This window comes from Mesorhizobium sp. CA16 (genome assembly GCF_020165175.1).
Lineage (GTDB): Bacteria > Pseudomonadota > Alphaproteobacteria > Rhizobiales > Rhizobiaceae > Mesorhizobium.
The window spans coordinates 186,809-208,453 of record NZ_JAIUHP010000001.1 but is presented as its reverse complement, the minus strand read 5'-3'; the positions used below and the strand labels follow the sequence as shown (position 1 = coordinate 208,453).

Below are 21,645 nucleotides of genomic sequence, written 5' to 3'. Positions count from 1 at the left end.
GATCCATGCAAGGGCGATTAGGCGCGTCCTAATCCGCACAGAAGAAATCCGTAGTTTTCCCGCGCACTCGTCAACTTATGAGTAATTTCCAGAGCAGCCGGCATCAAGGAAGCTACTATGCGCGACCCACGCTACGACATTCTGTTCGAGCCGATGAAGATCGGTCCGGTGACCGCCAAGAACCGCTTCTACCAGGTTCCGCATTGCAATGGCGGCGGCTATCGCGATCCGTCGGCCGCGGCCGAGATGCGTCGCATGAAGTCCGAAGGCGGATGGGGGGTAATCTTCACCGAGCAGACGGAGATGCATCACACCTCCGAGATCACGCCCTTCATCGAGCTCAGGCTGTGGGATGACGCCGACATTCCGGCCCTGGCCAAAATGGCCAAGGCGATGCACGAACATGGCGCGCTCGCCGGCATCCAGCTTGCCTATTCCGGCATCAACGGTCCTAACCTCTACACCAAGGAGGTTCCGCGTGGGCCTTCGGCCTTGCCGATCCGCACCTTCACCAACGATCCGGTGCAGGCGCGCGCCATGGACAAGCAGGATATCCGCGATCTGCGCCGCTGGCACCGCAATGCGTTCAAGCGCGCGAAGCAGGCGGGTTTCGATCTGGTGTGCCTCTACGGTGCGCACGGCTTCGGCATCATCCAGCATTTCCTCTCGACCGCCACCAACCAGCGCAGCGACGAATATGGCGGCTCTCTGGAGAACCGCTCGCGGCTGATGCGCGAGCTGATCGAGGAAGGGCGCGACGCGATCGGCGACACGTGCGGGCTGACGCTCAGGCTGTCGCTGGACGAGATGATCGGCGAGCTTGGCTTCGCCAATTCGGAAGTCCGCGACATGATCGAGATGCATGCCGAGCTGCCCGATCTCTGGGACCTCGCCCACGGCGCCTGGGAGGACTGCTCCGGGCCGTCTCGGTTCAAGGACGAGGCGGCGCAGGAAAGCCTCGTTTCCGGCGTCAAGAAGCTGACGTCGAAGCCGGTCGTCGGCGTCGGCCGCTTCACCTCGCCGGACGTGATGGTGCGGATGATCAAGTCGGGCACGCTCGACTTCATCGGCTGCGCGCGCCCGTCGATCGCCGATCCTTTCCTGCCAAGGAAGGTCGAGGAGGGCCGCATCGAGGACATCCGCGAATGCATCGGCTGCAACATCTGCATCACCGGCGACATGACAATGTCGATCTCGCGCTGCACGCAGAACCCGACCTTCATGGAGGAATGGCGCAAGGGCTGGCATCCGGAGCGCATGCAAGCCAAGGGCGATAGCGACAGCGCGCTGATCGTCGGCGCCGGGCCTGCCGGACTGGAGGCCGCCCGCGCGCTCGGCCTGCGCGGCTATCAGGTCGCGATAGCGGAAGCCGGCACCGCGCTCGGCGGGCGCGTGGCGCGTGAATGCCTGCTTCCGGGCCTGTCGGCCTGGGGCAGGGTGCGCGACTATCGCCAGTATCAGCTCAGCCAGATGCCGAATGTCGACATCTATTTCGAAAGCCGGCTGTCGGCGGACGACGTCCTGTCCTTCGGCTTCCAGAACGTCGCCATCGCTACTGGATCGACTTGGCGGCGCGACGGCGTCGCGCGCGCCCATGTCGTGCCAATGCCGATCGACGCCGCCATGCCGGTCTACACGCCCGACGATCTGATGGGAGGCAAGGTGCCTTCCGGCAAGGTCGTGCTGTTCGACGACGATCACTACTACATGGGCGGCGTGCTGGCGGAGCTGATGGCGCGGCAGGGTGCGCAGGTGACGTTGGTAACGCCGTCTGCCTATGTCTCAGACTGGACCCGCAACACGCTAGAGCAGGGTGCCATCCACCGCCGCCTGGCGGCGCTGGGGACAGATATCGTCCTCAACAGGACTCTCACGACCATCGCGTCAGGTGGCGTCGTGACGGCCTGCGTCTATACCGGCGCGCGGCAGGAGGTGGCAGCCGATGCCGTGGTCCTGGTCACGTCGCGCAATCAGGACGATGCCGTTTGGCGCGCGCTGAAAGCCCGGGAAAACGAGTGGGCCGGCAACGGCATCCGTTCGATCAAGGTTATCGGCGATGCCGAAGCGCCGGGGCCGATCGCTTGGGCAACCTATGCCGGCCACCGCTTCGCCCGCGAGCTGGACGAGGCCGATATTGGTGACGCCCTGCCTTTCCGGCGGGAAGTGACGGCGCTGGCGGCGCAATAGGATAGAAGAGGGCAGCCGCAACTTCCCTTCCACTCTATTCTGCCCGCAAGCGGAGCGCGTATTTCCAGCAGGTATCATCCAATAGAATGCTGCCGACAACAGTCGGGGGAGCTTCGCGTTGAGGAGCTCGATTGCCTCTCCCGGTGGCGACCTCTTCCGTCGACGGTCGCTTCAGTCGAGCTGCAGGCATGCGGCCAGCGCGATCGGCCCGAGCGGACAGTGCGGCGCCACAGCCACGTCATAGGCTTCGGCCATCGCCGCGATCTTGCGGCTTTTGGTGATGCCGCCGGCGTGCGACAGATCCGGCCGACACCGCTTCCTCGAACACCGACTTGAAGTCCCACCCGCTGTAGAGCCGTTCGCCGAGCGCGATCGGCGTCGAGCCGAGCGCGGCGATCTCCTTCAGCGCCTCGCGGTTTTCGCTGAGCACCGGCTCTTCGATGAACATCAGCCGGTATGACTCCAGCTCCTTGACCAGGATGCGCGCCATCGGCCGGTGCACGCGGCCGTGGAAATCGACGGCCATGCCGATATTCGGCCCGACCGCCTCGCGCACCATGGCGACGCGCTCTATAGCCGTGTCTATCTTGTCGTGGCTGTCGACGATCTGCAGTTCCGAGGTGCCGTTCATCTTGAGCGCCTGGAAGCCGTGCGCCGCCACATTCCTAGCGCCGGCCGCCACTTCCGCCGGCCGGTCGCCGCCGATGTCTCGGCGGCATTGCGTGAACGACGCAGCCAACGCCGGAGATGTTCACCATAAATCGACGGTGTCGTTGTTCGCGGTCGTGTGTTGCCGTCAACACCCGCCTCGGCTTGACCGCCGTGCAACCCGCCCGGCGGTCGGTATTCATTGCCGATTGGCACTTTCAGCGTTCCACATACACGATGCGGCGCGTCGACGGCTCAACCAGCACCGGTCGGTTGTTCACATAGACATAGCGGTAGCGGTAGTTCGGGATCTTCTGTAGAGCCACCGTCTCAGGCAAGGTCGCGCCGGTTACAACCTTTCCTTGAAGGTAAACAGGCTTGACCCGATGCGCGCTGATGTACGTGCGCACCTGTTCGGGCGGATTGATCACGGTGCCGGCTGCGCCGCCGCCAACGACCCCCGCCGCGCCGCCCACAGCAGCGCCTACCGGTCCTCCGATGATAGCGCCGGCGATCGCTCCGGTGGCGCCACCAGCGACGGCTCCGGCATCAGCCTGATCGCGAGGAGGTTTCACGACCGCGATGCCGGAATTGGCCGGTCGCTCGGTTAAGACGACCCGATTGCCACCGAATTCTGCGGTAACGTAGTCGGAATAAACCCAGCCCTGACCACCAGCTTCGGCGATGGTGCACCATTTCGAGTTTTGCAGACAGCCGTTCAATGTGGCCGTCTGGCCTGCCCGCAGCACGCCGATGACCGGATATTGCGAGCCTGGACCGGCGCGAACATTAAGGTTTGTAGCGGCTGATACGGGAGTGTCGGCAAAAGCTGCGCCAGACAAGGCGACAAGCGCGCCTGTCACAACGGGTAACAAAAGCTTTCTCATCGTTCTGTCTCCGTTTCATGGTTCCCTTCAGAGCCAAAAACGAGGAAGAGCCACGTGCGTTCCGCTGGCAGGATCGCGGAACGGCTAGATTCCAAATGTCACCATCGGGTCGCTCTGCTGCTCCCGCTTGAGTCGAGATATGGTCGGGTTGCCATCATCGGAGCGGCCGATCTTGCCGCACCCTGCGCGGTCGGCCCTGGAGTCGCTGAGGTCTGATCGGTGGGACAGCCATCGTTGCGGGCGAAGCCGGACAGATATTGAAATGTCGGCATTACTGACGCTACCGGCTCGCGCCAGCCGATGCCATGCCGAAGGGCATGAAGCGGCCCGCCACGCAATGGGTTCGGCCGGGTCTAATAGGGCGAATGAAACACATGCGCGGCGAAGCTGTAGGCACGCGATAGCGTTGGACAACAGCCACGCTGCGTTGCCCGACGCCTTCGATATGCGTGTTGTTGCTGTGCGGATTAAACGGATCGACCGTTTGCAAAAGCGAATTGGTGTTGTTTGCGTCGCCGGACGCAAGCGTCATCGTGTCGTAATTGTTGAAATAGTCGGCAGCACAACCCGACAAAAGTGTTACGCTCGCCGCGGCAAAATACGATCGCAAATCCATTGAGGCATTCCCCGACACCGGCTGGCATAATGCTCCATTTGCATTTTGTTGTCGAATTCGAGTTTGACCGCTTGCCATCCGTGCCAAGCTAAGCAACGTTGGCAGCGGGTTTGAGATTTTGGGGGGGACTATAAAGCGGTTTGCTTTAACCGTTGCTACGATCGTTTGCGTTGCAGGCTGCGCTACACCACCGGACAAAATAGCAGGCGTGCCCAATGCTGGCCCCTGCACGCAAGCCGACAAAGAGCGCCTGGCGGTTCTGACAAACCAGCAGAACAAGGCGGCTACGGGTGACGCGCTTGGCGTCTTCCTCATTGGCGTGCCGGTCTCATCAATGTCCGGCGGCGACCATGAGACCGAGATCGCCGTGCTGAAAGGACGCTGCGGGCCGCCGAAGACGTGACAGGCTGAGTCGCAGTCAGCGTAAAGCCGCACGGACAACGACTGACGGTCCTAATCAACGTCATGCCCCAAGTCCCTATTGCGAAACTGCGCAAGGCGCATATTCTTTGGCATGGGGTCTTGATCGAGCAGTCCAAGGACCTGGACCCTGGACGCGGTGCTATTTGGTCGAGGATGGCCGAACTTTCAATAGAGCCATCCGTGGGACAGAGCCATGCAGCACGGAGCCGTGAGTGATCCGGGCATGGGCCGAGGCCAGCTTGAGGCGGCCGACGGCGATATTGTCCGCGAGCAGGCCGTCCTCTTTCGTCTCACCGACCGACTTTACCGTGCCAACGGCCTTGGCGAGATCTACGATGCGGCGCTGGATGCCATATGCGACGCCCTCGGTTCGTCACGCGCCTCGATCCTGAGATTTGACAGCCACGGCGTCATGAGCTTCGTCGCCTGGCGCTCACTCTCTAATGAATACCGCGAGGCAGTTAACGGTCACACGCCGTGGACGCGCGGGGAGCACGATGCCGAGCCTATCTTTGTCGAGGATATTCGTCTCAGCGGTGAATCTCAGCAGATCATCGACACGGTCCTTGGCGAGGGAATCGAAGCGCTGGCTTTCATCCCGCTTGCCACCTCCCGCGAGCTCATCGGCAAGTTCATGGTCTACTATCCGGCACGCCATCGCTTCGGGGATCGTGAACGCGAACTTGCGTTGACCATTGCCCGTCAGCTCGGGTTTGCGATCGAACGGGAGCGGGCGGAAACCAGTGCGATGCGACTGAGCGCGCTCGTCGAATCCTCGGATGATGCAATCATCGCGACCGATTTGGATGGCATCGTCACGGACTGGAACAGCGGCGCTGAGCGTCTCTACGGCTACGGCCGCAAGGAAATGGTCGGACGTCCGCTCATGTTGCTGATACCGCCCGATCGGCAGATCGAGGAGCGGCAGATCCTGGTGCGCATTCGCAATGGAGAGCATGTCGAGCACTTCGAGACCGTTCGCCTGCGCAAGGATGGCAGCAGCATTCCCATCTCTTTGACCGCTTCCCCCATCGCGGATGCGTCTGGCGCAATTGTCGGTGTCTCCAAGATCGGCCGTGACATTTCCGAGCGGCTGCGGGCGCAGGAGCAGCAGGAGTTGCTGCTTCGCGAGATGGACCACCGCGTGAAGAACCTCTTTACCATCGCAAGGACCATCGTCAATTTGAGCGCGCCAGCTGCTGAAACTCCGGCCGCGCTCGCCTCCACCGTTTCTGACCGCCTCGGCGCCCTCGCGCGGGCCCATGCGCTGACGATGCTCCCCTCGACTGGCCCGTCTGTTCATGGCGCGACGAGCCTACATGCATTGATCGCCGCAATCCTCGCGCCATACCGGCATGGAACTGACGAGCAGCCCCGCTTCGCGATCAGTGGCATCGATCTGCCGGTGCCTCCAGCGATGATCACGCCGCTTTCTCTCCTGCTACACGAATTCGCCACAAACGCTGCCAAACATGGCAGCCTCTCGGCGCCCGCCGGCTCGATCGAGATCGCTTGCTCCAATAGAGACGGTAAGGTGAGTGTCCAGTGGAGAGAGGTAGGAGGACCACCTCCGGTCGCAACCGAAGACGAAGGCTTCGGAAGCCGCCTGATCCGCGCCGCCGCGAATGAGCTCGGCGGAGTCGTGCGAGATTGGGACCCCGCCGGAATTGTCCTTGAGATCACGATCGATAGTGAAAGATTCTCGGTCTGATGCCCGAGCCGCTTGTCAGCGCAGCAGCCCGTCGCTCTCAAAATCCTCCCATCCGCGCAGTTTGGCCTCCGAGTTTTCGTCTCGGCCATTCCTGGCTGAATGGGCAACCTCGCGGCCCTTCTTTTGCGCACGCTTGACTGCCGCCTTGGCGGCAGCGCGTCGCCGGTTCTCGGTGCGGGTGGCGTCGTCTTCTTCGCGCCAGACGGTGACCAGATCGCAATCGAGCACATCCTCGATGTGGCGCGGGTCGAAGACGTGGAAGGTGATCTTTCTGGCGCGGCCGCGAAGCTTGACCGTTCTGGTCCCCGAGCTCTGCAACCGACCATCCTTCAGCCAGCGGTGCCGCTCGCCCGACGAGATCGTCAGGATGTCCTCGACTTCGCGAGGGATGACCGGAAGGTCCTCGATGTCGCGCATGGCTTTGGACACGATAGCCGCTGCCGCTTGCACATCGGCATCGACGCCCTCCGGCAGGCGCAAGGTGAGCACGCGGGATTCGATGTGAAGCAGCTTTCTCAATTGCGCAGGAAGGCGCGCGCGGATCTCGAGGAAAATGCCCCTGGCCCGCATGGACGATCCCAGAGTCGCCGCCGGTGAAAGCGGCCACTCAGCCATTAATTTGGCGGTCGGTTCGGTTTTTCGGCGCCCGGGCATGTCCCATAAATAGGCCGGGCTGGGCCTGGCACAACGCCGGTGCAAGAGGCAACCCGGTGTGACGCGGCGCCACCGATCTTAGACAGAGGATTCTTCCAAATATCCGCCATCTGAGAACCCTCAACGGAGCGAATTGTCGATCGGCGAGTTAGGCTGGCTAGACGGAAGAGACTGGATTGGACGGATGGCAGCATCGAAAAGCAACGGTCACTTCACGCCAACCAAGGCGGCGCCGGAAGGCCTTGCCCCTGCCCTGGCGCGAAACATTGAGGCGCTGATCGAGAGGCGTAAACGAGAAGCCACGGCCGCATCGCTGGAGGAGCGCGCGGCCGCAGCGATAAGCGGCTTCGCAGGAAGCATGGTCTTCGTCTACTTGCACATTGTCTTCTTCGGGATCTGGATCGCCCTCAATCTCGGCATCCTGAGCTTTGTCAGACCCTGGGACCCATCACTGGTCATCTTGGCTATGTTCGCCTCGGTCGAGGCCATCTTTCTCTCGACCTTCGTGCTGATCAATCAGAACCGAATGAGTGCGGAGGACAATTCCAGGGCAGACCTCGATCTGCAGGTCAGTCTGCTGAACGAGCACGAAACCACCAAGCTTATCAAGCTGGTGGAGGAGATTGCCAAGCGTCTGAACATAGATACCGATGCGGATCACGAGCTCAAGGAACTCAAGCGCGATGTGGCGCCGGAAGCGGTTCTGGACAAGATTGAAGAGGTGGATGACCGTCAGACGCCCAAGTGACAGCTCGCCAACAGAAGCGGCAATTTGAAACTGAGGCGCTACCAGGTTGAGTCAATCAGAGGATAGGAGCATGTTCGACCACATCGGCTTCAACGTCGGGAATTTAGAAAAATCGCTCGCTTTTTACAAAGCAGTGCTCGCTCCTCTCGATCTTGGCGTGCTCGAATCCGGAGAGGGCTGGGCAATGTTGGGTGGCCATGCCGGTCGTCTCTGGATAGGGGCATTCGGACCTCCTCCTGCACCTATCCACATAGCGTTCCGAGCCGGCTCCCGCGCAATGGTGCACTCGTTCTACAAGGCAGGCCTCGCCGCCGGAGGTCGCGACAATGGCGCGCCTGGCATTCGCGCCCAGTACGCACCGGATTATTATGCAGCTTTTGTGCTCGACCCGGACGGCCACAATGTCGAAGCCGTAGCCTTCGCCGCAGATGTCTGAAGCAGCGCACTCCACGTAAGGAAAACATTGTGACGCGGATCGCGACCTTCAACGTCAACGGTGTCAACGGCCGGCTGCCGGTGCTCCTGAAGTGGCTGGCCGAGACCGACTATGACGTGGTCTGTCTTCAGGAACTGAAAACATCCGACGAGAAATTTCCCATCGAAGCAATTCGGGACGCCGGTCTCGGCGCGATCTGGCATGGCCAGAAATCCTACAACGGAGTGGCGGTGCTGGCGCGAGGGAGGGATCCGGTCGAACGTCGCCGGGGCTTGCCTGGCGATCCCGACGACACGCACAGCCGATATCTGGAGGCTGAAATCGACGGCCTGATCGTCGGTTGCATCTACCTCCCGAACGGCAATCCGGCGCCGGGCCCGAAATTCGATTACAAGCTGCGCTGGTTCGAGCGTCTCGTCGACTACAGCCAGTCACTGCTCGGCGAGCGCACCGTGCTTTGTGGCGACTTCAACGTCGTCCCGACTGAGATCGACGCCGTAGTCCCTCGGCGGTGGTTGGGTGACGCCGTCTTCTTTCCGGAAAGCAGGGAGGCCTATGCCAGCATGCTGAGCCTGGGGTGGGTCGATGCCATGCGACTAATCCACCCGGGCAAGGGCATCTACACCTACTGGAACTTTTCCTATCGCGGCGGCTACGACCGAAGCTCCGGCTTGCGGATGGATCATCTGCTCGTAAGCCCGTCGCTCGCGGACAGCATTCTGGCCGCGGGTGTCGACGTCGAGACCCGTGGCTGGGAAAAGCCCAGCGATCACGCACCCGCCTGGATCGACCTCGGTTAAGACAGTTTGCTTGACCGCTCAAAAGACAAGGTGCTTGCGCTTTCGTCCGGTCTTTCTCGGATAGGCCTTCATGTCAACCGCGTTCCAGACGCCCCTCGCGGGTGGCGGGCTCAGCGCACCTTCACAAGCGGAACCTAATGTTCGCCTGCCGCTTATGCCGGAATGAGCACCAGAGGCATCAACTTCCTCGATAAATGGATGGCAGAGCACCTGCCGAACGCCATGACAGATGATCCCATGGCCGTCAGTGATCTCGCCGATGAGATGATGAAAGGGGCAGAGCGAGAAGGCATTCCGGCCAGCGAAATCCACGAGGAAGTTGATAGTGTGTTCGGGGTGATCTTCGAGGCGATGCATCATCGGGAAGGCAGCTTGCCCGAGGCTGAGAAAGCCGTGTTGGATCAGTTAGCGGCACGGCTGGCCAGGGAGGCCGGCATCTCAGATGACCAAGCTGGCGAACTGCTTAAGCGCATCGGCACGGACTGGGACTCGCTCCTTAACGAAGCGCATTTTCTGAAGGAGCTTGAAGGCAGGCTAGAGCAGGAATAAATACCTCTTCGGTGCGGTGACCCCTGCGCGAAGCACCAAATCGTCTGGACGGACGATCGGGGAACAGGGTGCGAAAATCCTCTACCTTTTCCAACAGCGTCTGTTGACCTCGACCTGCTTCGGACGAACTTGAAAAGGCAGGCTAGCCCCGGCTTGGTTCAGGCAGGCGGGTTCGCCGGTTCGTGAGGCCCCGGGTCAGACGGCCCAACGGAAGTCCAAACGGGGCTCCATTTTTCCGAGTGGTAAGCGCCTCATATCGAACTTCTTGACCGCGTCGCTTTCGCTAGAAGCGGACAATCAAAGCGTAGAATCGGCAGCTGGATGGGCCAGCACAAGCGGTCTATGAAAAAGACCAGCACGCCGTAGATAGACGACAAGCTAACTTTCACCAGCCGCGCCTGTGCCCTGTTGCTAGAAGTTCAAATTTGACCTTTCATGATCATGATTTGTCTAGAGTCTTTCCCATAGATTTTATAGCGTCTGCGCTATGAGTTTCGGCATTTGTGAATCGCCGCCGGCTTACTATGCCGACGATAGGAGAACGCAATGACCCGCACTCACGTTGAACGTCTTGGAGAGTTCAGGGAAATCCTGGTCGCGACTCGACGCGAAGGCGTCCGTAATGTGCACCATACGCGCGACGCAATGCGGGCAAGTGGCTTTCAGATCGGGGATAGCGAAGGCTCCAGCTATGGTGCTCAGCTGAAAGCGCTCCAAGAAGAAATTGAGGCAGTTGATCGCGCCATCGAAGACGAGAAGCGGCTGGCCTTGGCTCTCGAAGGACGAACTCAATCCCGCCGCCCGACCAAGCCAAGGATCGTGAAGGCAACATAGAGTTAGCGCAATCGTTGGAGCTGGTTCGCGGCCCAACTCGGCTACTCTAAAAATTATGCTGATATTTGCCCCTCGACCAGGCTTTACACCGTCAGCGAGTATTCCGCATCGTTGCTGAGATCTCGCCATAGGGCGTGAGCCCGCACCGGCCCACCGACATAGCCTTGGCGCACGCCTTGCTACCCCAGCCGAACGCCTGCGCATCCTCCTCGGCGACGCCGCCGTCGACCATTAGCTGCTTGAGCCCAGCTGGCGTCCAGCGGTAGTAGTCATGCTGGCGCGCATGCACGTAGAACGGGAAGGGTGTGGCCACCAGCGTCCAGCCGCGGCTTGCTCATGACGTGGATGTTCGCTTCGGCCGCTTGCGGGCCCTGCACATGTTCCAGCGGGCTGACGGTCGGTTCGGCAAAAGGGCCGAGAGCCATGACCGTGAGCCTTGCGGACAAGTCGCGGCTTATCGAAAATCCGCGGCATGCGCCCGTTCTGATCAATCTGGCAAAGGCGTGGACGATGGCGAAGCCCGCGCCGACAGCAACCCCGTAATGGAGGCTTACCATGGCGCGGGCTCTCCGCTTCTGAACCCGGGATACCTGAAACTGTCAGTTCAGCGTCGGTTCGCCCATCGTCTCGGCAAGAAAGGACGCGGCGATCAAATCGTCCGCGTCGATGCGTAAGGAGCCTTCGCCGCGTCCCATGATGGCCGCGACCTTCTGGAAGGTCTTGATCTCATGCTCGGTGATCCTGGCGTCCCGCATCCTGGTTCTCAGATCGGCGACACGCATCCCGAGCGACCGGGATGTTCCGATTTCTCTATTCGACATTGGTCAGTCCTCCTCCCCCCGCTCGTGTCTGTTTCGCCGCCGCCCGAATTCGCAGCCTGCCCACAGTGAGGAGCATCAGCATGCAAGCTCGTGAGAATCTTCTGATATTATGAATTAATGATGAATTCGCGCGACTGTAGTTCAGCCCTGGATCGACCATCGTGATCACCGCGCCGCGCTCGGAGTATTCGAACGTGTCCAGAATCTTGTGAATGACGAAATCAGCTACATTGGGCGCCGAGCCGGCGTGATCTTCCCTCCATCCCGAAATCAGCGCGTCATCCCTTGGCAGCAGTCGTGTGCCTATTAAGTCTCCGACAACTGCACGACCGTTAAATATGTAGCGACTTGTATTAGCGTCCAGAATTATTAACGCTCCGCAGCATCGGTTGCGTCCTTGGAGCGGGCAGCCTCTCGGCAGAAGCCAGGCCGGGAACCGGATCTTTGACTGGCTGCTTTCCAAATGGGGTCTGGTCAGGTCGCGGTGTCGTGCAAGCGAGTGGCAAACGACTAGAAAATAGCGGCGTCATCGAGTTGCCGGATTTGTGGGCCCAGCACCGGCGAACGCCTTCCAGCATCAACCCTTGCGGCTACTGGCCAAGTGAATTGCCCAGCGCGTTGGAACCTCTTGCGAAACCGGGTGTTAAGCTGCGTTCAGGGGAATTCAACCTTTCATGGAACGACGAGTCTTGCCCTCCAGCATTTCTGGCGCGAAATCCCTGGCCCATGGCGAGCAGGTCGAAGGGCCCCGTGCGGTCCTGCTCCTCGGCAACGAGATGGAAGATTTCCTCGAGAATGCAGCCGTGGCTCTCCACCTGGTGGCCAATGACGGCACCATTTTGCGCGCCAATCGAGCCGAACTGGACTTGCTCGGCTATTCCGCGGAGGAATACGTCGGCCGCAATATCCGGGAATTTCACGCCGATGCCGCCGCAATCGACGACATTTTGAACCGCCTTTCTCGGCATGAGCAGCTTCAACACTATCGCGCGAGGTTGCGCGCCAAAGACGGCTCCATCCGTTGGGTGGAGATAACATCAAATGTTCGTTCGGCTGGTGGTCGGTTCCTCAACACGCGCTGCGTCACCCTCGACGTAACTAACAAGGTCGAAGCGGAAGAGTTGTTGCGCGAACAGGAGCAGAGACTTGCCCTGACCTATCACAGCGCTGGTGTGGGAATCGTGGAAGCTGACGCCGAAGGCCGGCTGCTGCGGGTGAACGGACATTTGTGCCGTCTTTTGGGCTATACGCAGGAGGAGCTTGTCGGCCGATCGATTTTCGATCAGACCTTTCCTTCCGACGTCGAGGCGGATCGAACGAAATATCGCCGACAGGTCGCCGGCGAGATCAAAAGCTACACGATCGAGAAGCGGTTCGTCCGCAAGGACGGGTCGCTTTTCTGGGCTGTCGTAACCTCTTCCAGCGTCCACGACAACAGCGGACGCTTTCGTTACGCGGTACGGGTGCAGCACGATATCACCGAGCGCAAAGAGATCGAGGCGACACTCGCCCAAAGGGCCGAGGAGCAGGCTGCGCTGCATCAATTGACGGAAATGCTGCAGCACGCCCATAGCCGCGAAGACGTCTACGAGGCTGCACTCGATGCGATCCAGCGCGGGCTTAGATGTCAGCGCGCTTCTATTCTGCTTTTGGAATGCGGAGTCATGAAGTTTGCCGCCTGGCGGGGCTTGTCGAACGCGTATCGAAGCGCCGTGGAAGGCCATTCGCCCTGGTCCGCGGCAGATCACGATCCGCAGCCAATTTGCTTGCGCGATGTGGAACAGGCCGAGCTCCCCAGCAACTTAAGAGACGCAATCCGAACAGAAGGCATCGGCGCGGTCTGTTTCATTCCGATAATCGAAGGCGGGCGTCTGCTGGGCAAGTTCATTGCCTATTTCGACGAGCCGCACGAATGCTCGGCAGAAGAGATTGAAGTCGCCCGGACAATCGCGCGCCAGCTCGGGTTCGGCATTGAACGTGTCAGAGCACAGAATGCGACCCGGCGACTGGCGGCAATCGTGGAATCGTCCCACGACGCCATCGTAAGCAAGGATCTCAACGGCATCGTCTCGACTTGGAACCGCGGCGCCGAGCGCCTCTTCGGCTATACGGCCGCGGAGATGGTAGGCAAGCCCATCACCACCATCATTCCTGAGGATCGGCAGCACGAGGAGCCGCTGATATTAGGCCGCATCCGCAACGGCGAACTCGTGGATCATTTCGAAACGGTTCGCCGCCGCAAAGACGGAACGCTGATAGATATCTCTCTCACAATATCGCCGGTGCGGGATGCCTCAGGCCGTATCGTCGGAGCTTCCAAAATCGCCCGAGACATAACTGACAAAAGGATAGCGGAAGCGAAGATACAAGACAGCGAGCGCCAGCTTAAAGACCTGCTCGCTGCCATTCCTGCCGCGATCTACACCACCGATCGCGACGGCAAGATCACCTATTTCAATGAAGCGGCGATGCAACTCGCCGGCCGAACGCCCGTGATTGGCACCGACGAATGGTGCGTGACATGGAAGCTCTACTGGCCGGACGGAACACCGCTTCCCCACGATCAATGTCCCATGGCCATCTCGCTGCGCGAAGGGCGGCCCGTCCGAGGATATGAAGCGGTGGCCGAGCGGCCGGATGGAACCCGGGTTCCATTCATTCCCTATCCGACCCCGATACGCGATGCCGCTGGAAACATCACCGGCGCCATAAATATGCTGGTCGATGTGAGCGAGCGTAAGCAGGCCGAAACCCAGCAACGGATCTTGCTCGACGAGCTCAATCATCGCGTGAAGAACAACATGATGATGCTGAAGTCCCTGCTTTCGGTTGCGGCGAGGACCAGCAAGAGTTCAGAGGCCCGGACCGTTCTGGATGAGGCCAGCAAGCGGGTGGCCGCCATGGCTGCCGCTCAGCGAGTCCTCTATGACACGCCCGACGCCATCAACTTCGGTGCCGGACCTTTCTTGGGAGCTGTTTGCGAGACCGCAAGACAGATGTTCCCCCCGGCTGTTCAGTTGTTCTGCGAGGCAGATCCGATCCAACTGCCAAACGACATTGCGATGCCGCTGGCGCTCACTATCAACGAGCTTTTGATCAATGCCGTGAAGTACGGCTTGCCGGGAAATGGGCCTGGAACCATCCGTGTTTCCATCAGACAGAACGGCCGAGCCATTAGCCTTGTGGTCGAGGATGAGGGCCCGGGCTTCGAACTGAGTTCGGTGCGCTCGTCGTCGTCAGGCCTGCGACTTGTCGAAGGCCTAGTGCGACAGATCGGCGGGACTTTTGAAGTTAGCCGGCACCCGTCCAGATGCACCGTGACCTTTTGTCTGATGCCCCAGGAGATTGGCCTTGCGACCGAAAGCAGCGATACCTGAGTTGAGCCGTGCGGGGGATATTAATCGATCGTTCGGGCCGCAGGTCGTCTTCTCCCGAGATGATGTGAGCGGAGGACACGCTGAAACCACTCTGAACCAGTCGATCTTGGTCGTCGAAGACGACTACCTGATCGCGCTGGATATAGAGGCCGGACTGCTGGCCGAAGGCTTCTCGCTAGCGGGCGTCGCGACCAGCGCCGATGAGGCGATAAGTATGGCGCTCTCGACCAAGCCGGTGATTGCCCTGATGGATATCCGCTTGCTTGGCAAGCGGGACGGCATCGACGCGGCCGTGGAATTGTACCGCGAGCTTGGCATACGATGTATCTTTACGACGGCGCACGGTGATCGCGACTTGAGGCTTCGAGCCGAGGCGGCCAGACCGCTGGGCTGGGTGCAGAAACCCTATTCTATAGCGACGCTAGTCGCAGCCATTCGAGATGCCTTTCAGGAGCTCAAGAAGGAGAGCTGAACGCGCGGGGAGGGCCAATTAAGCAGTTGGATCCGCCGAGCGCGCCACATCAGTGCTTGATTTTGGGTGCCAAGGTGCTCTGCTCTCTTCGCCTTGAGGCAGGTTCATCTCGGTCGCGGCCTTGCTTGTACATGATCACGGCTTTTTATGTTTAGGGCTGTCGCGCCCCATCCTCGGAAGAAGATTGTGATTTGCAAGGCCGTCCGGATCTGTCGTGACCCTGCCTCCTCGACATGCGTGACAGCGCTCACGCGCTCGATCTGGTGGGCGCAGGATATGGAAGGGCCGGCGAACGCTGCGGGATTGCTTGCGCTCCGGATGATTCTGGACGCCAACAACAGGTTGATGTACGAGCCGCTGCTGGGGAGATCGAGCCATCGCGCGGCGAATTCGCGCGAGCGCATGATTGGGGCTTTGCATGCGTGGCCGCAATCTGTTGGCTGATGATCACACGGTCCGCAATCGAGCGGTTCTGAAGAGTTCGCGAACCCTGCGCAACCGAAACGCAACGACAACGTCTGGCGACCAACGCTGACTAACGTCTCGCACCCAAGGTGCTCGAAACATCAAGCGAAAAGTGCAGACAGGTGCGGGAGACGATTCCGCCTCTCCGCTCTTGCAGGCTCGTCTACCCGTCAGGACGGTGACGGGTAGACGAAACCGAGCCTCGTCAGGTCGGCAGGTTCAATCAGCCCGAATCTTATTTTTTCTTGCGAGCGGCGGCTTCGGCGCGCACAGGCGCCTCGTTGATATTGGCCGCGCCGCCCATGTCGCCATTCTTGGTTCGTCCGGCCCCCGGCCCGGCGCCTATATCCGCGCCTGTGGTCGGATCGGAGGAGGGATCCGAAAGCGTCCGCTCTCCCATTTTTGTAACCACTTTCATGTCTTTGGCCGCCAGCTTGACTGTTGCTGTCCCATCGCCATCGTCCGCTGGCATGACTTCCTCAAGATCGTCCACGCGGTCCCATTCGTCTCCCGAATTCCATGGCCCATTCGTGTCCCCTTCACCCTGCGACGTGTTGACGTACATACTCGCATATTTCTCAATGCCGGGGAGCTTGCCCGTCGGAAAGTTGTTCTCGATCGCGTAGAGTGCTTTCTCGAAAGATTTTTGATGCGCGATTTCGCGCGTCATGAGGAATCCGAGGGCGTCTTTGACGCCGGGATCTTCGGTGATGTTGATCAGTCGCTCATAGACGATCTTGGCACGCGCCTCGGCGGCAATGTTAGATCGCAGATCGACGGTAGGCTCGCCGCGGGAATCGACATAGGCGGCAGTCCACGGGACTCCGGCCGAGTCGCACAACGCAGGTGCGCCGCCAAATAAGATGGACTCTTTGGCTGTCGTGCCGCTTGCGCCGACCATCAAGTACAGTTCGGCTTCTTTCATCTGCCCTTCGGCCAGCTGCGCCTTCAGGCCTTTGTTGAGCATGGTGACGATCGAGCCGACGACCTCGAGATGGCTGAGCTCCTCGGTCGCTATGTCGAGCAACATGTCCTTTCGGCCGACATCGTCTTCGCCTAGCCCTTGGGTGAAATAGCGCATTGCGGCGGCAAGCTCCCCATCGGCGCCGCCGAACTGCTCCATGATCATGCACGCCAGCCTCGGATTCGGCTCGGAAACACGAACGGTGTATTGCAGTCGTTTATTGTGCATGAACATGAGGCTTCCTCCAAGGGTTGGCGTTCCGTAACCTCCCAACACCTGGAATGTTCCTGCGTTTAAGACAGAATGACTTAAAACGTGCGTTTTCTGAATCCGCGGAGCCGCGTTGACGTCGCGTGCTCACCCGGATCCGACTTTGCACGAGAATTCCTGCAAGCTAACCTTTTGCAACACTTGAGTGGGAGGACCGAGACGATCAGAGCGCGTTGAGGCGCCGCCGTGTCAGTCGGGCCTGAAGGAGAACTACCACCAGGAGGAACAGTCCTCGGATCACTGATTGCCAGTAGGCTGAAAGCGAGATCCATCCCATCCCGTTCTCGAAATTCAGAACATTGAAAAGGATGCCGAGCAGGAGCACGCCGGCGAGCGTGGTCACAACCGAACCCGAGCCGCCGGTGAGCAGCGTCCCGCCGACCACAACGGCTGCGATGGCGAACAATTCCCACCCCACTCCTTCAATGGGCTGTCCCGCCCCAAACTGCGATGCCAGGATAACGCCGGCGAGCCCTGCCAATCCCCCGCTCGCGACATAGACCAAAAACTTTACGCGATCGGTCCGCAGGCCCATGAGACGCGAAGCATCCTCGCCGCCGCCGATTGCCAGCACCGCCCGTCCGGTACCGGTGTAATTCAAGACAAGGGAACCAATGAGATATGCCACGACGGCGATCGCCGCCGGGATCGGAAACGTCCAGAAATTGCCTTGGCCGATGGCAGTGAAGCCCGATTCATAGGAGACCGAAACGGTCTGGTTGCCCGCAAGCAGGAGGGCCGAGCCACTGGCGGCCTGCATCGTGGCGAGAGTGGCTATGAACGGCATCAGATTGGCGCGTGTGACAAGGGTCGCATTGATGAGCCCGGCGGCCAGCCCAGCGCCTATACCCACCGCGAGACCAGGAACGATTCCATAAGGGCTTGCCAATGCCGAAGCCACGCTGCCCAAGGCAGCGACGGAGCCCACGGAAAGATCGATTCCCCCTGTCATGATGACGAAGCACATACCAAGCGCCACCAGCGCGAACATGGAATTGTAACGCAGGAGACTCATGACATTGTAGAAGCTGAGGAACCGATCATAACGCAGGAAACCGAACAGAATGAGCGCAGCCAGGGCGATCAATACGCCGTAGGTGCCAATAATGCGGACGAGGCGGGCGCGATTCATAAGGCTACCCGCGATGCTGCTGCTGCAGCCACACGGCGAGTGCGATGATTCCTGCCTTGACCACCAGGGCAGCGGCGTCAGGCACCCCGTTCGCCAGAAGGGTGTAGCGCACCAGTTGAATGGTAAGCGCGCCCAGCAGGCTACCGATGATGGTGGCCTTGCCGCCGCTGAGCAGAGTGCCGCCCACGGCAACAGCCGCGATGGCATCGAGCTCCATACCAAGGCCAACCAGGTTGGCGTCGCTGGAGGAGTTGATTGCAATCACGATTAGCCCGGCCAGCCCGGCGCAAAGGCCGCTTATGCCATAGACAGCAAGCTTGATCTTGGAGACTGCAATACCAGCGAGTTCGGAAGCCTTTTCATTGCCGCCGACCGCCAATATGCATCGCCCGAACAGCGTTTTTTTCAACGCCCATGCAGCTGCCGCGACAATGACAGCCATGATGATGACTTGGGCCGGGATGTCCAAGGGTCGGGCAAGGCCGATCCATTGAAATTCCGGTACGCGGAAGGTCTGCAGGTTCCCGTTCGTCATCACCTGAGCGATGCCGCGGCCCGCGATGAACAGAACCAGTGTCGCAACAATGGGCTGGATTCGGAAGCGGGCGACCAACCAGCCATTGAAGAGCCCCAACAGCCCGGCCACGAGTACTGAGACGATCATCGCGGCCGCCACGCCCAGGTAGATGCTTCCGATCGGAAGGATCTTGCCCATGAAGATCATCGGCGCCAGCGCACCCGAAATAGCCATTAGCGATCCGACGGAGAGATCGATGCCGCCCGTGGCAATGACGAGCGTCATTCCGACGGCTACGATGACGATCGTGCAGACCTGGGTGAGGTTGACGTTCAGCGTCTGCATTGTCGCGAAATTGCGTGTGAAGGCGAGGTTGAACGCAACCAGCAAGACAAGTGCGATCAAGGTCCCGTAGCGTGACAGAAAGCCGAAGAGGTCGAAGCTCCGCGCGACGGCATCCCGCTCCGCATATGACCTCGGCAGCTCGGTCATGTCGTGGCCCCCGAGGAAGCGCTTGTCCCGTGCGCCATCGCGGTCAGCACTTTTTCTTCGTTAGCGGCTTCAGCTTCCAACTCGGTCACGCTGACACCATCGCGCAAAACGAATATGCGATCCGCACCTTCGATCACTTCCTCCAGCTCTGACGAGATCATGAGCACGCCGAGGCCCTGATCTGCAAGTCTCCGGATCAGACGCTGGATCTCGCCCTTGGCACCCACATCTATTCCCCTTGTCGGCTCGTCGAGTATGAGCAGCTTCGGATTCATCGCCAGCCAGCGGGCAAGCAGCACTTTCTGCTGGTTCCCACCCGAAAGCTCCCGCACCTTCTGATTGGGTCCGGAGCATTTAATGCCGAGCTCGCGGATGAACCGCTCGACGATTTCGCGCTGACGCGAGTCGTCCAGCACGCCGTTGCGGCTGATTTTCGGAAGCAAGGCAAGAGTGAGGTTTTCTGCCACCGTCATCTCCGGCACGATACCTTCTCCCTTGCGGTCCTCGGTGCAGAAGCCCATGCCGGCGGCGATCGCGTCGGCGGGACGGTCGGGGTGGTACGCGGCACCCTCCATCGTCATCTGGCCGGCGCTTGGGCGATCGGCACCGAACACGAGCCTTGCAGTTTCGGTGCGACCCGCGCCGAGGAGGCCCGCAAACCCCGCGATCTCGCCGCGCCGGAGATCGAAGTTCACATTGCGGACAGCCTGCCCGGCCCCAAGCCCTCGGGCCGAAAACATCACATCCCCTATTCTAGAGCGGTCGCGCTCGCCGAAGGCTGTGGCGTGACCCTCGACAGCCGCGACATCGCGGCCAAGCATAGCTGCAACAAGTTCCAGCTTGCCGATCTCTTTCATCGCGGCGCTGCGCACGGTGCGGCCGTCACGCATGATCGTGACCTGGTCGCAGACCTCATACAACTCGTCGAGCTTGTGGCTTACAAAAATGACGGACACCCCTTCAGCCTTCAACTGATGAATGACGCTGAACAGCACTCCAACTTCGCGTTCGTCGAGGGACGAGGTCGGTTCGTCCATAATGACAAGGCGCGCGGAGAACCCTATAGCCCGGGCGATCGCCACCATCTGCTGTGTTGCAGTGTTGAACTCGCCAAGCGGACGGCGAACATCGATGCCAATTGCGAAGCGGCTCAGCAGGCGCTCGGCTTCCGCGTGCATGGCATTCCAGTCGAGCAGACCGTAACGGCGCTGTTCCCGACCCAGGCAAATGTTCTCCGTCACTGACCGTAGCGGGACCAGATTGATCTCCTGATAGATCGTGCTGATGCCGTTGACTTGTGCCTGGTGGGGCGAGTGGACCTCAAAGGGCTCGCCTTCGAACAGCACTTGCCCGGCATCCTTGCGGTGGTATCCGGTCAAGACCTTGATCAGCGTTGATTTGCCGGCGCCGTTCTGGCCTATCAGGGCATGGACCTCGCCTGAGCGCACGCAAAGCGACACGTTCGCCAGCGCCGGTATGCCGGCGAAACGCTTTTGGATGTCGTGCATGTCGAGAAGCAGCGGGGAAGGTCCGTCGGGCGGCCGCGTCATCGGCAAAGCTCCGAAAAAGCCTCCCCGCCGAGGCGGGGGAGGCGCCATAAACTAGATAGCTTCAGAACGCCGTACTGATCTTGTCCTTTGCGTTCGTGCCGTCGTAGAAGTCATCGTCGTTCTTGATGAAGGGCGGGATTTGCTTTCCGGCGGCATAGTCGGCCATCGTGGCGAAAGCCTTCGGTCCGAAAAGCGGGCTGCAGCCGCAGATGGCGCCGATCTTGCCGTCGACGATTGCTTGCACGCCGTCCTTTTCGCCGTCTATCGAGACAATCAGCACATCTTTTCCGGGCGTCTTGCCGGCCGCCTCGAGAGCTGCGATCGCGCCGAGCGCCATCTCGTCATTATGGGCATAGATGATATCGGCTTCAGGATGGGCCTGCAGCAACGTCTCGGCCACCTGGCGGCCCTTGTCGCGAGCGAAGTCGCCCGACTGTGAGGCGACAATCTTGAATTCCGAGTGCTTGGCGATGATGTCGTCAAACCCCTTCTTGCGGTCGTTGGCTGGCGAGGAACCGGTGGTGCCTTCCAGTTCGATGATCTTCGATTTTCCATTGGCGTTCTTCACCACCCATTCGGCGATGCGATTACCCTCATTGATGAAGTCGGAGCCGATGAAGGTGACGTAATCCTGGCCAGGCTTGGCCATGGTATGGTCCACATCGCGGTCAATGAGAAAGACCGGGATGCCGGCATCACGCGCGGCCAGGATGACCGGCACCAACGGCTTGTCCTCGCGGGGAGGCAGGAAAATCGCGTCGACGCCCTGCGCGATCATGGAGTTTACGTCGGAGGCCTGCTTGGCCGAGGATCCGGCGGCATCAGTATAAACGAGCTGATGGCCGAGCTTTGCAGCCTCATCCTGCATGCTTTTGGTTTCCGCTAGCCGCCATGGATTGTTGCTCTCGGTCTGGGCGAAGCCAACTTTATACTTGTTTTTCTTGGCAAGTGGCGGGAGCGCGGCGAAGGCGCGTGGAGCGAGGGTAAGAGCGGCCACGCCGACGGCGGAGCCTACCAACAATTTCCGACGGGTAATGATCATGCTTTCCTCCTTGGTTGTCGCGTTTTGACGCCGTTGAATATTCCTCGCCT

The 21,645-nt window shown here is 60.3% G+C and carries 20 protein-coding genes and 1 pseudogene; 10 read left to right on the top strand and 11 right to left on the bottom strand.

What is annotated here, in order from left to right:
* Nucleotides 1-117: 117 nt before the first annotated feature.
* The gene (locus LB525_RS01005; protein ID WP_224543046.1) at nt 118-2,187 is read left to right on the top strand and encodes an NAD(P)-binding protein; all 2,070 of its coding nucleotides are present in this window, start codon (nt 118-120) and stop codon (nt 2,185-2,187) included.
* 174 nt (nt 2,188-2,361) lie between these two features.
* Here LB525_RS01005 and LB525_RS01000 read toward each other — a convergent pair.
* From LB525_RS01000 to LB525_RS00990, 3 genes and pseudogenes are all read right to left on the bottom strand, one after another.
* Nucleotides 2,362-2,893 (bottom strand): annotated as a pseudogene (locus LB525_RS01000) (enolase C-terminal domain-like protein); the annotation flags it as partial.
* 160 nt (nt 2,894-3,053) lie between these two features.
* Entirely contained in the window at nt 3,054-3,722 is a 669-nt protein-coding gene (locus LB525_RS00995) for a DUF1236 domain-containing protein (protein ID WP_140839352.1), read from the bottom strand.
* A 280-nt stretch (nt 3,723-4,002) separates the two neighbouring features.
* The gene (locus tag LB525_RS00990; protein ID WP_224543045.1) at nt 4,003-4,338 is read right to left on the bottom strand and encodes a hypothetical protein; all 336 of its coding nucleotides are present in this window, start codon (nt 4,336-4,338) and stop codon (nt 4,003-4,005) included.
* Nucleotides 4,339-4,546: 208 nt separating this feature from the next.
* Between LB525_RS00990 and LB525_RS00985 the strand changes: the two genes are divergently transcribed.
* On the top strand, nt 4,547-4,741 hold the full coding sequence (locus tag LB525_RS00985; RefSeq protein WP_095813132.1) for a hypothetical protein: 195 nt from the start codon (nt 4,547-4,549) through the stop codon (nt 4,739-4,741).
* A gap of 213 nt (nt 4,742-4,954) precedes the next feature.
* Nucleotides 4,955-6,472, top strand: a complete 1,518-nt coding sequence (locus LB525_RS00980) for a PAS domain S-box protein (RefSeq protein WP_224523302.1) — start codon at nt 4,955-4,957, stop codon at nt 6,470-6,472.
* 15 nt (nt 6,473-6,487) lie between these two features.
* Here LB525_RS00980 and LB525_RS00975 read toward each other — a convergent pair whose 3' ends face one another.
* Nucleotides 6,488-7,126 (bottom strand): hypothetical protein, encoded by a 639-nt coding sequence (locus LB525_RS00975; protein ID WP_224543044.1) that lies wholly within the window; start codon nt 7,124-7,126, stop codon nt 6,488-6,490.
* A 184-nt stretch (nt 7,127-7,310) separates the two neighbouring features.
* Between LB525_RS00975 and LB525_RS00970 the strand changes: the two genes are divergently transcribed.
* From LB525_RS00970 to LB525_RS00950, 5 genes are all read left to right on the top strand, one after another.
* Nucleotides 7,311-7,874 (top strand): DUF1003 domain-containing protein, encoded by a 564-nt coding sequence (locus LB525_RS00970; RefSeq protein WP_224543043.1) that lies wholly within the window; start codon nt 7,311-7,313, stop codon nt 7,872-7,874.
* A gap of 70 nt (nt 7,875-7,944) precedes the next feature.
* Complete coding sequence (locus tag LB525_RS00965; RefSeq protein ID WP_095770219.1) at nt 7,945-8,310, top strand: VOC family protein; 366 nt, start codon at nt 7,945-7,947, stop codon at nt 8,308-8,310.
* Between the two features lie 29 nt (nt 8,311-8,339).
* Nucleotides 8,340-9,110 (top strand): exodeoxyribonuclease III, encoded by a 771-nt coding sequence (gene xth / locus LB525_RS00960; RefSeq protein ID WP_224543042.1) that lies wholly within the window; start codon nt 8,340-8,342, stop codon nt 9,108-9,110.
* 162 nt (nt 9,111-9,272) lie between these two features.
* Nucleotides 9,273-9,659: a hypothetical protein gene (locus tag LB525_RS00955; RefSeq protein WP_224543041.1), complete on the top strand. Its 387-nt coding sequence runs from the start codon at nt 9,273-9,275 to the stop codon at nt 9,657-9,659.
* 546 nt (nt 9,660-10,205) lie between these two features.
* Entirely contained in the window at nt 10,206-10,493 is a 288-nt protein-coding gene (locus LB525_RS00950; protein WP_095768510.1) for a hypothetical protein, read from the top strand.
* A 91-nt stretch (nt 10,494-10,584) separates the two neighbouring features.
* On the opposite strand, the gene LB525_RS00945 is transcribed toward LB525_RS00950, so the two are convergent.
* Both LB525_RS00945 and LB525_RS00940 read right to left on the bottom strand, forming a co-directional pair.
* Entirely contained in the window at nt 10,585-10,806 is a 222-nt protein-coding gene (locus LB525_RS00945; protein ID WP_318011932.1) for a hypothetical protein, read from the bottom strand.
* A 286-nt stretch (nt 10,807-11,092) separates the two neighbouring features.
* Complete coding sequence (locus LB525_RS00940; RefSeq protein ID WP_095768511.1) at nt 11,093-11,314, bottom strand: hypothetical protein; 222 nt, start codon at nt 11,312-11,314, stop codon at nt 11,093-11,095.
* A gap of 674 nt (nt 11,315-11,988) precedes the next feature.
* On the opposite strand from LB525_RS00940, the gene LB525_RS00935 reads away from it, so the two are divergent.
* Together LB525_RS00935 and LB525_RS00930 are read left to right on the top strand one after the other, a co-directional pair.
* The gene (locus LB525_RS00935; RefSeq protein ID WP_224543040.1) at nt 11,989-14,691 is read left to right on the top strand and encodes a PAS domain S-box protein; all 2,703 of its coding nucleotides are present in this window, start codon (nt 11,989-11,991) and stop codon (nt 14,689-14,691) included.
* On the top strand, nt 14,666-15,163 hold the full coding sequence (locus tag LB525_RS00930) for a response regulator (protein WP_224543039.1): 498 nt from the start codon (nt 14,666-14,668) through the stop codon (nt 15,161-15,163). Before LB525_RS00935 ends, LB525_RS00930 begins: the two co-directional genes overlap by 26 nt.
* A 700-nt stretch (nt 15,164-15,863) precedes the next feature.
* Here LB525_RS00930 and LB525_RS00925 read toward each other — a convergent pair.
* The 5 genes from LB525_RS00925 to LB525_RS00905 all read right to left on the bottom strand — a co-directional run bounded on the left by LB525_RS00925 (nt 15,864) and on the right by LB525_RS00905 (nt 21,595).
* The gene (locus LB525_RS00925) at nt 15,864-16,826 is read right to left on the bottom strand and encodes a manganese catalase family protein (RefSeq protein WP_095768513.1); all 963 of its coding nucleotides are present in this window, start codon (nt 16,824-16,826) and stop codon (nt 15,864-15,866) included.
* Between the two features lie 199 nt (nt 16,827-17,025).
* Complete coding sequence (locus LB525_RS00920) at nt 17,026-17,994, bottom strand: ABC transporter permease (RefSeq protein ID WP_224543038.1); 969 nt, start codon at nt 17,992-17,994, stop codon at nt 17,026-17,028.
* Between the two features lie 4 nt (nt 17,995-17,998).
* Nucleotides 17,999-19,003 (bottom strand): ABC transporter permease, encoded by a 1,005-nt coding sequence (locus LB525_RS00915; protein WP_140839330.1) that lies wholly within the window; start codon nt 19,001-19,003, stop codon nt 17,999-18,001.
* A complete protein-coding gene (locus LB525_RS00910) occupies nt 19,000-20,553 on the bottom strand; it encodes a sugar ABC transporter ATP-binding protein (protein ID WP_224543037.1) in 1,554 nt (517 codons plus the stop codon). The genes LB525_RS00915 and LB525_RS00910 overlap by 4 nt, the downstream gene beginning before the upstream one ends.
* A gap of 61 nt (nt 20,554-20,614) precedes the next feature.
* Nucleotides 20,615-21,595 carry an ABC transporter substrate-binding protein gene (locus LB525_RS00905; RefSeq protein ID WP_224543036.1) on the bottom strand — a complete coding sequence of 327 codons (981 nt, stop codon included), beginning with the start codon at nt 21,593-21,595 and terminating at the stop codon, nt 20,615-20,617.
* Nucleotides 21,596-21,645: the final 50 nt, after the last annotated feature.

Excerpts from the sequence above, each read along its gene's own strand:
- LB525_RS00925 (WP_095768513.1), bottom strand. The coding sequence starts at position 16,826 with ATGTTCATGCACAATAAACGACTGCAATACACCGTTCGTGTTTCCGAG.
- LB525_RS00965 (WP_095770219.1), top strand. The coding sequence starts at position 7,945 with ATGTTCGACCACATCGGCTTCAACGTCGGGAATTTAGAAAAATCGCTC.
- LB525_RS00935 (WP_224543040.1), top strand. The coding sequence starts at position 11,989 with ATGGAACGACGAGTCTTGCCCTCCAGCATTTCTGGCGCGAAATCCCTG.
- LB525_RS00910 (WP_224543037.1), bottom strand. The coding sequence starts at position 20,553 with ATGACGCGGCCGCCCGACGGACCTTCCCCGCTGCTTCTCGACATGCAC.
- LB525_RS00975 (WP_224543044.1), bottom strand. The coding sequence starts at position 7,126 with ATGCCCGGGCGCCGAAAAACCGAACCGACCGCCAAATTAATGGCTGAG.
- LB525_RS00970 (WP_224543043.1), top strand. The coding sequence starts at position 7,311 with ATGGCAGCATCGAAAAGCAACGGTCACTTCACGCCAACCAAGGCGGCG.
- LB525_RS00905 (WP_224543036.1), bottom strand. The coding sequence starts at position 21,595 with ATGATCATTACCCGTCGGAAATTGTTGGTAGGCTCCGCCGTCGGCGTG.
- LB525_RS00950 (WP_095768510.1), top strand. The coding sequence starts at position 10,206 with ATGACCCGCACTCACGTTGAACGTCTTGGAGAGTTCAGGGAAATCCTG.
- LB525_RS00920 (WP_224543038.1), bottom strand. The coding sequence starts at position 17,994 with ATGAATCGCGCCCGCCTCGTCCGCATTATTGGCACCTACGGCGTATTG.
- LB525_RS00915 (WP_140839330.1), bottom strand. The coding sequence starts at position 19,003 with ATGACCGAGCTGCCGAGGTCATATGCGGAGCGGGATGCCGTCGCGCGG.
- LB525_RS00940 (WP_095768511.1), bottom strand. The coding sequence starts at position 11,314 with ATGTCGAATAGAGAAATCGGAACATCCCGGTCGCTCGGGATGCGTGTC.
- LB525_RS00990 (WP_224543045.1), bottom strand. The coding sequence starts at position 4,338 with ATGGATTTGCGATCGTATTTTGCCGCGGCGAGCGTAACACTTTTGTCG.
- LB525_RS00995 (WP_140839352.1), bottom strand. The coding sequence starts at position 3,722 with ATGAGAAAGCTTTTGTTACCCGTTGTGACAGGCGCGCTTGTCGCCTTG.
- LB525_RS00980 (WP_224523302.1), top strand. The coding sequence starts at position 4,955 with ATGCAGCACGGAGCCGTGAGTGATCCGGGCATGGGCCGAGGCCAGCTT.
- LB525_RS00955 (WP_224543041.1), top strand. The coding sequence starts at position 9,273 with ATGAGCACCAGAGGCATCAACTTCCTCGATAAATGGATGGCAGAGCAC.
- LB525_RS01005 (WP_224543046.1), top strand. The coding sequence starts at position 118 with ATGCGCGACCCACGCTACGACATTCTGTTCGAGCCGATGAAGATCGGT.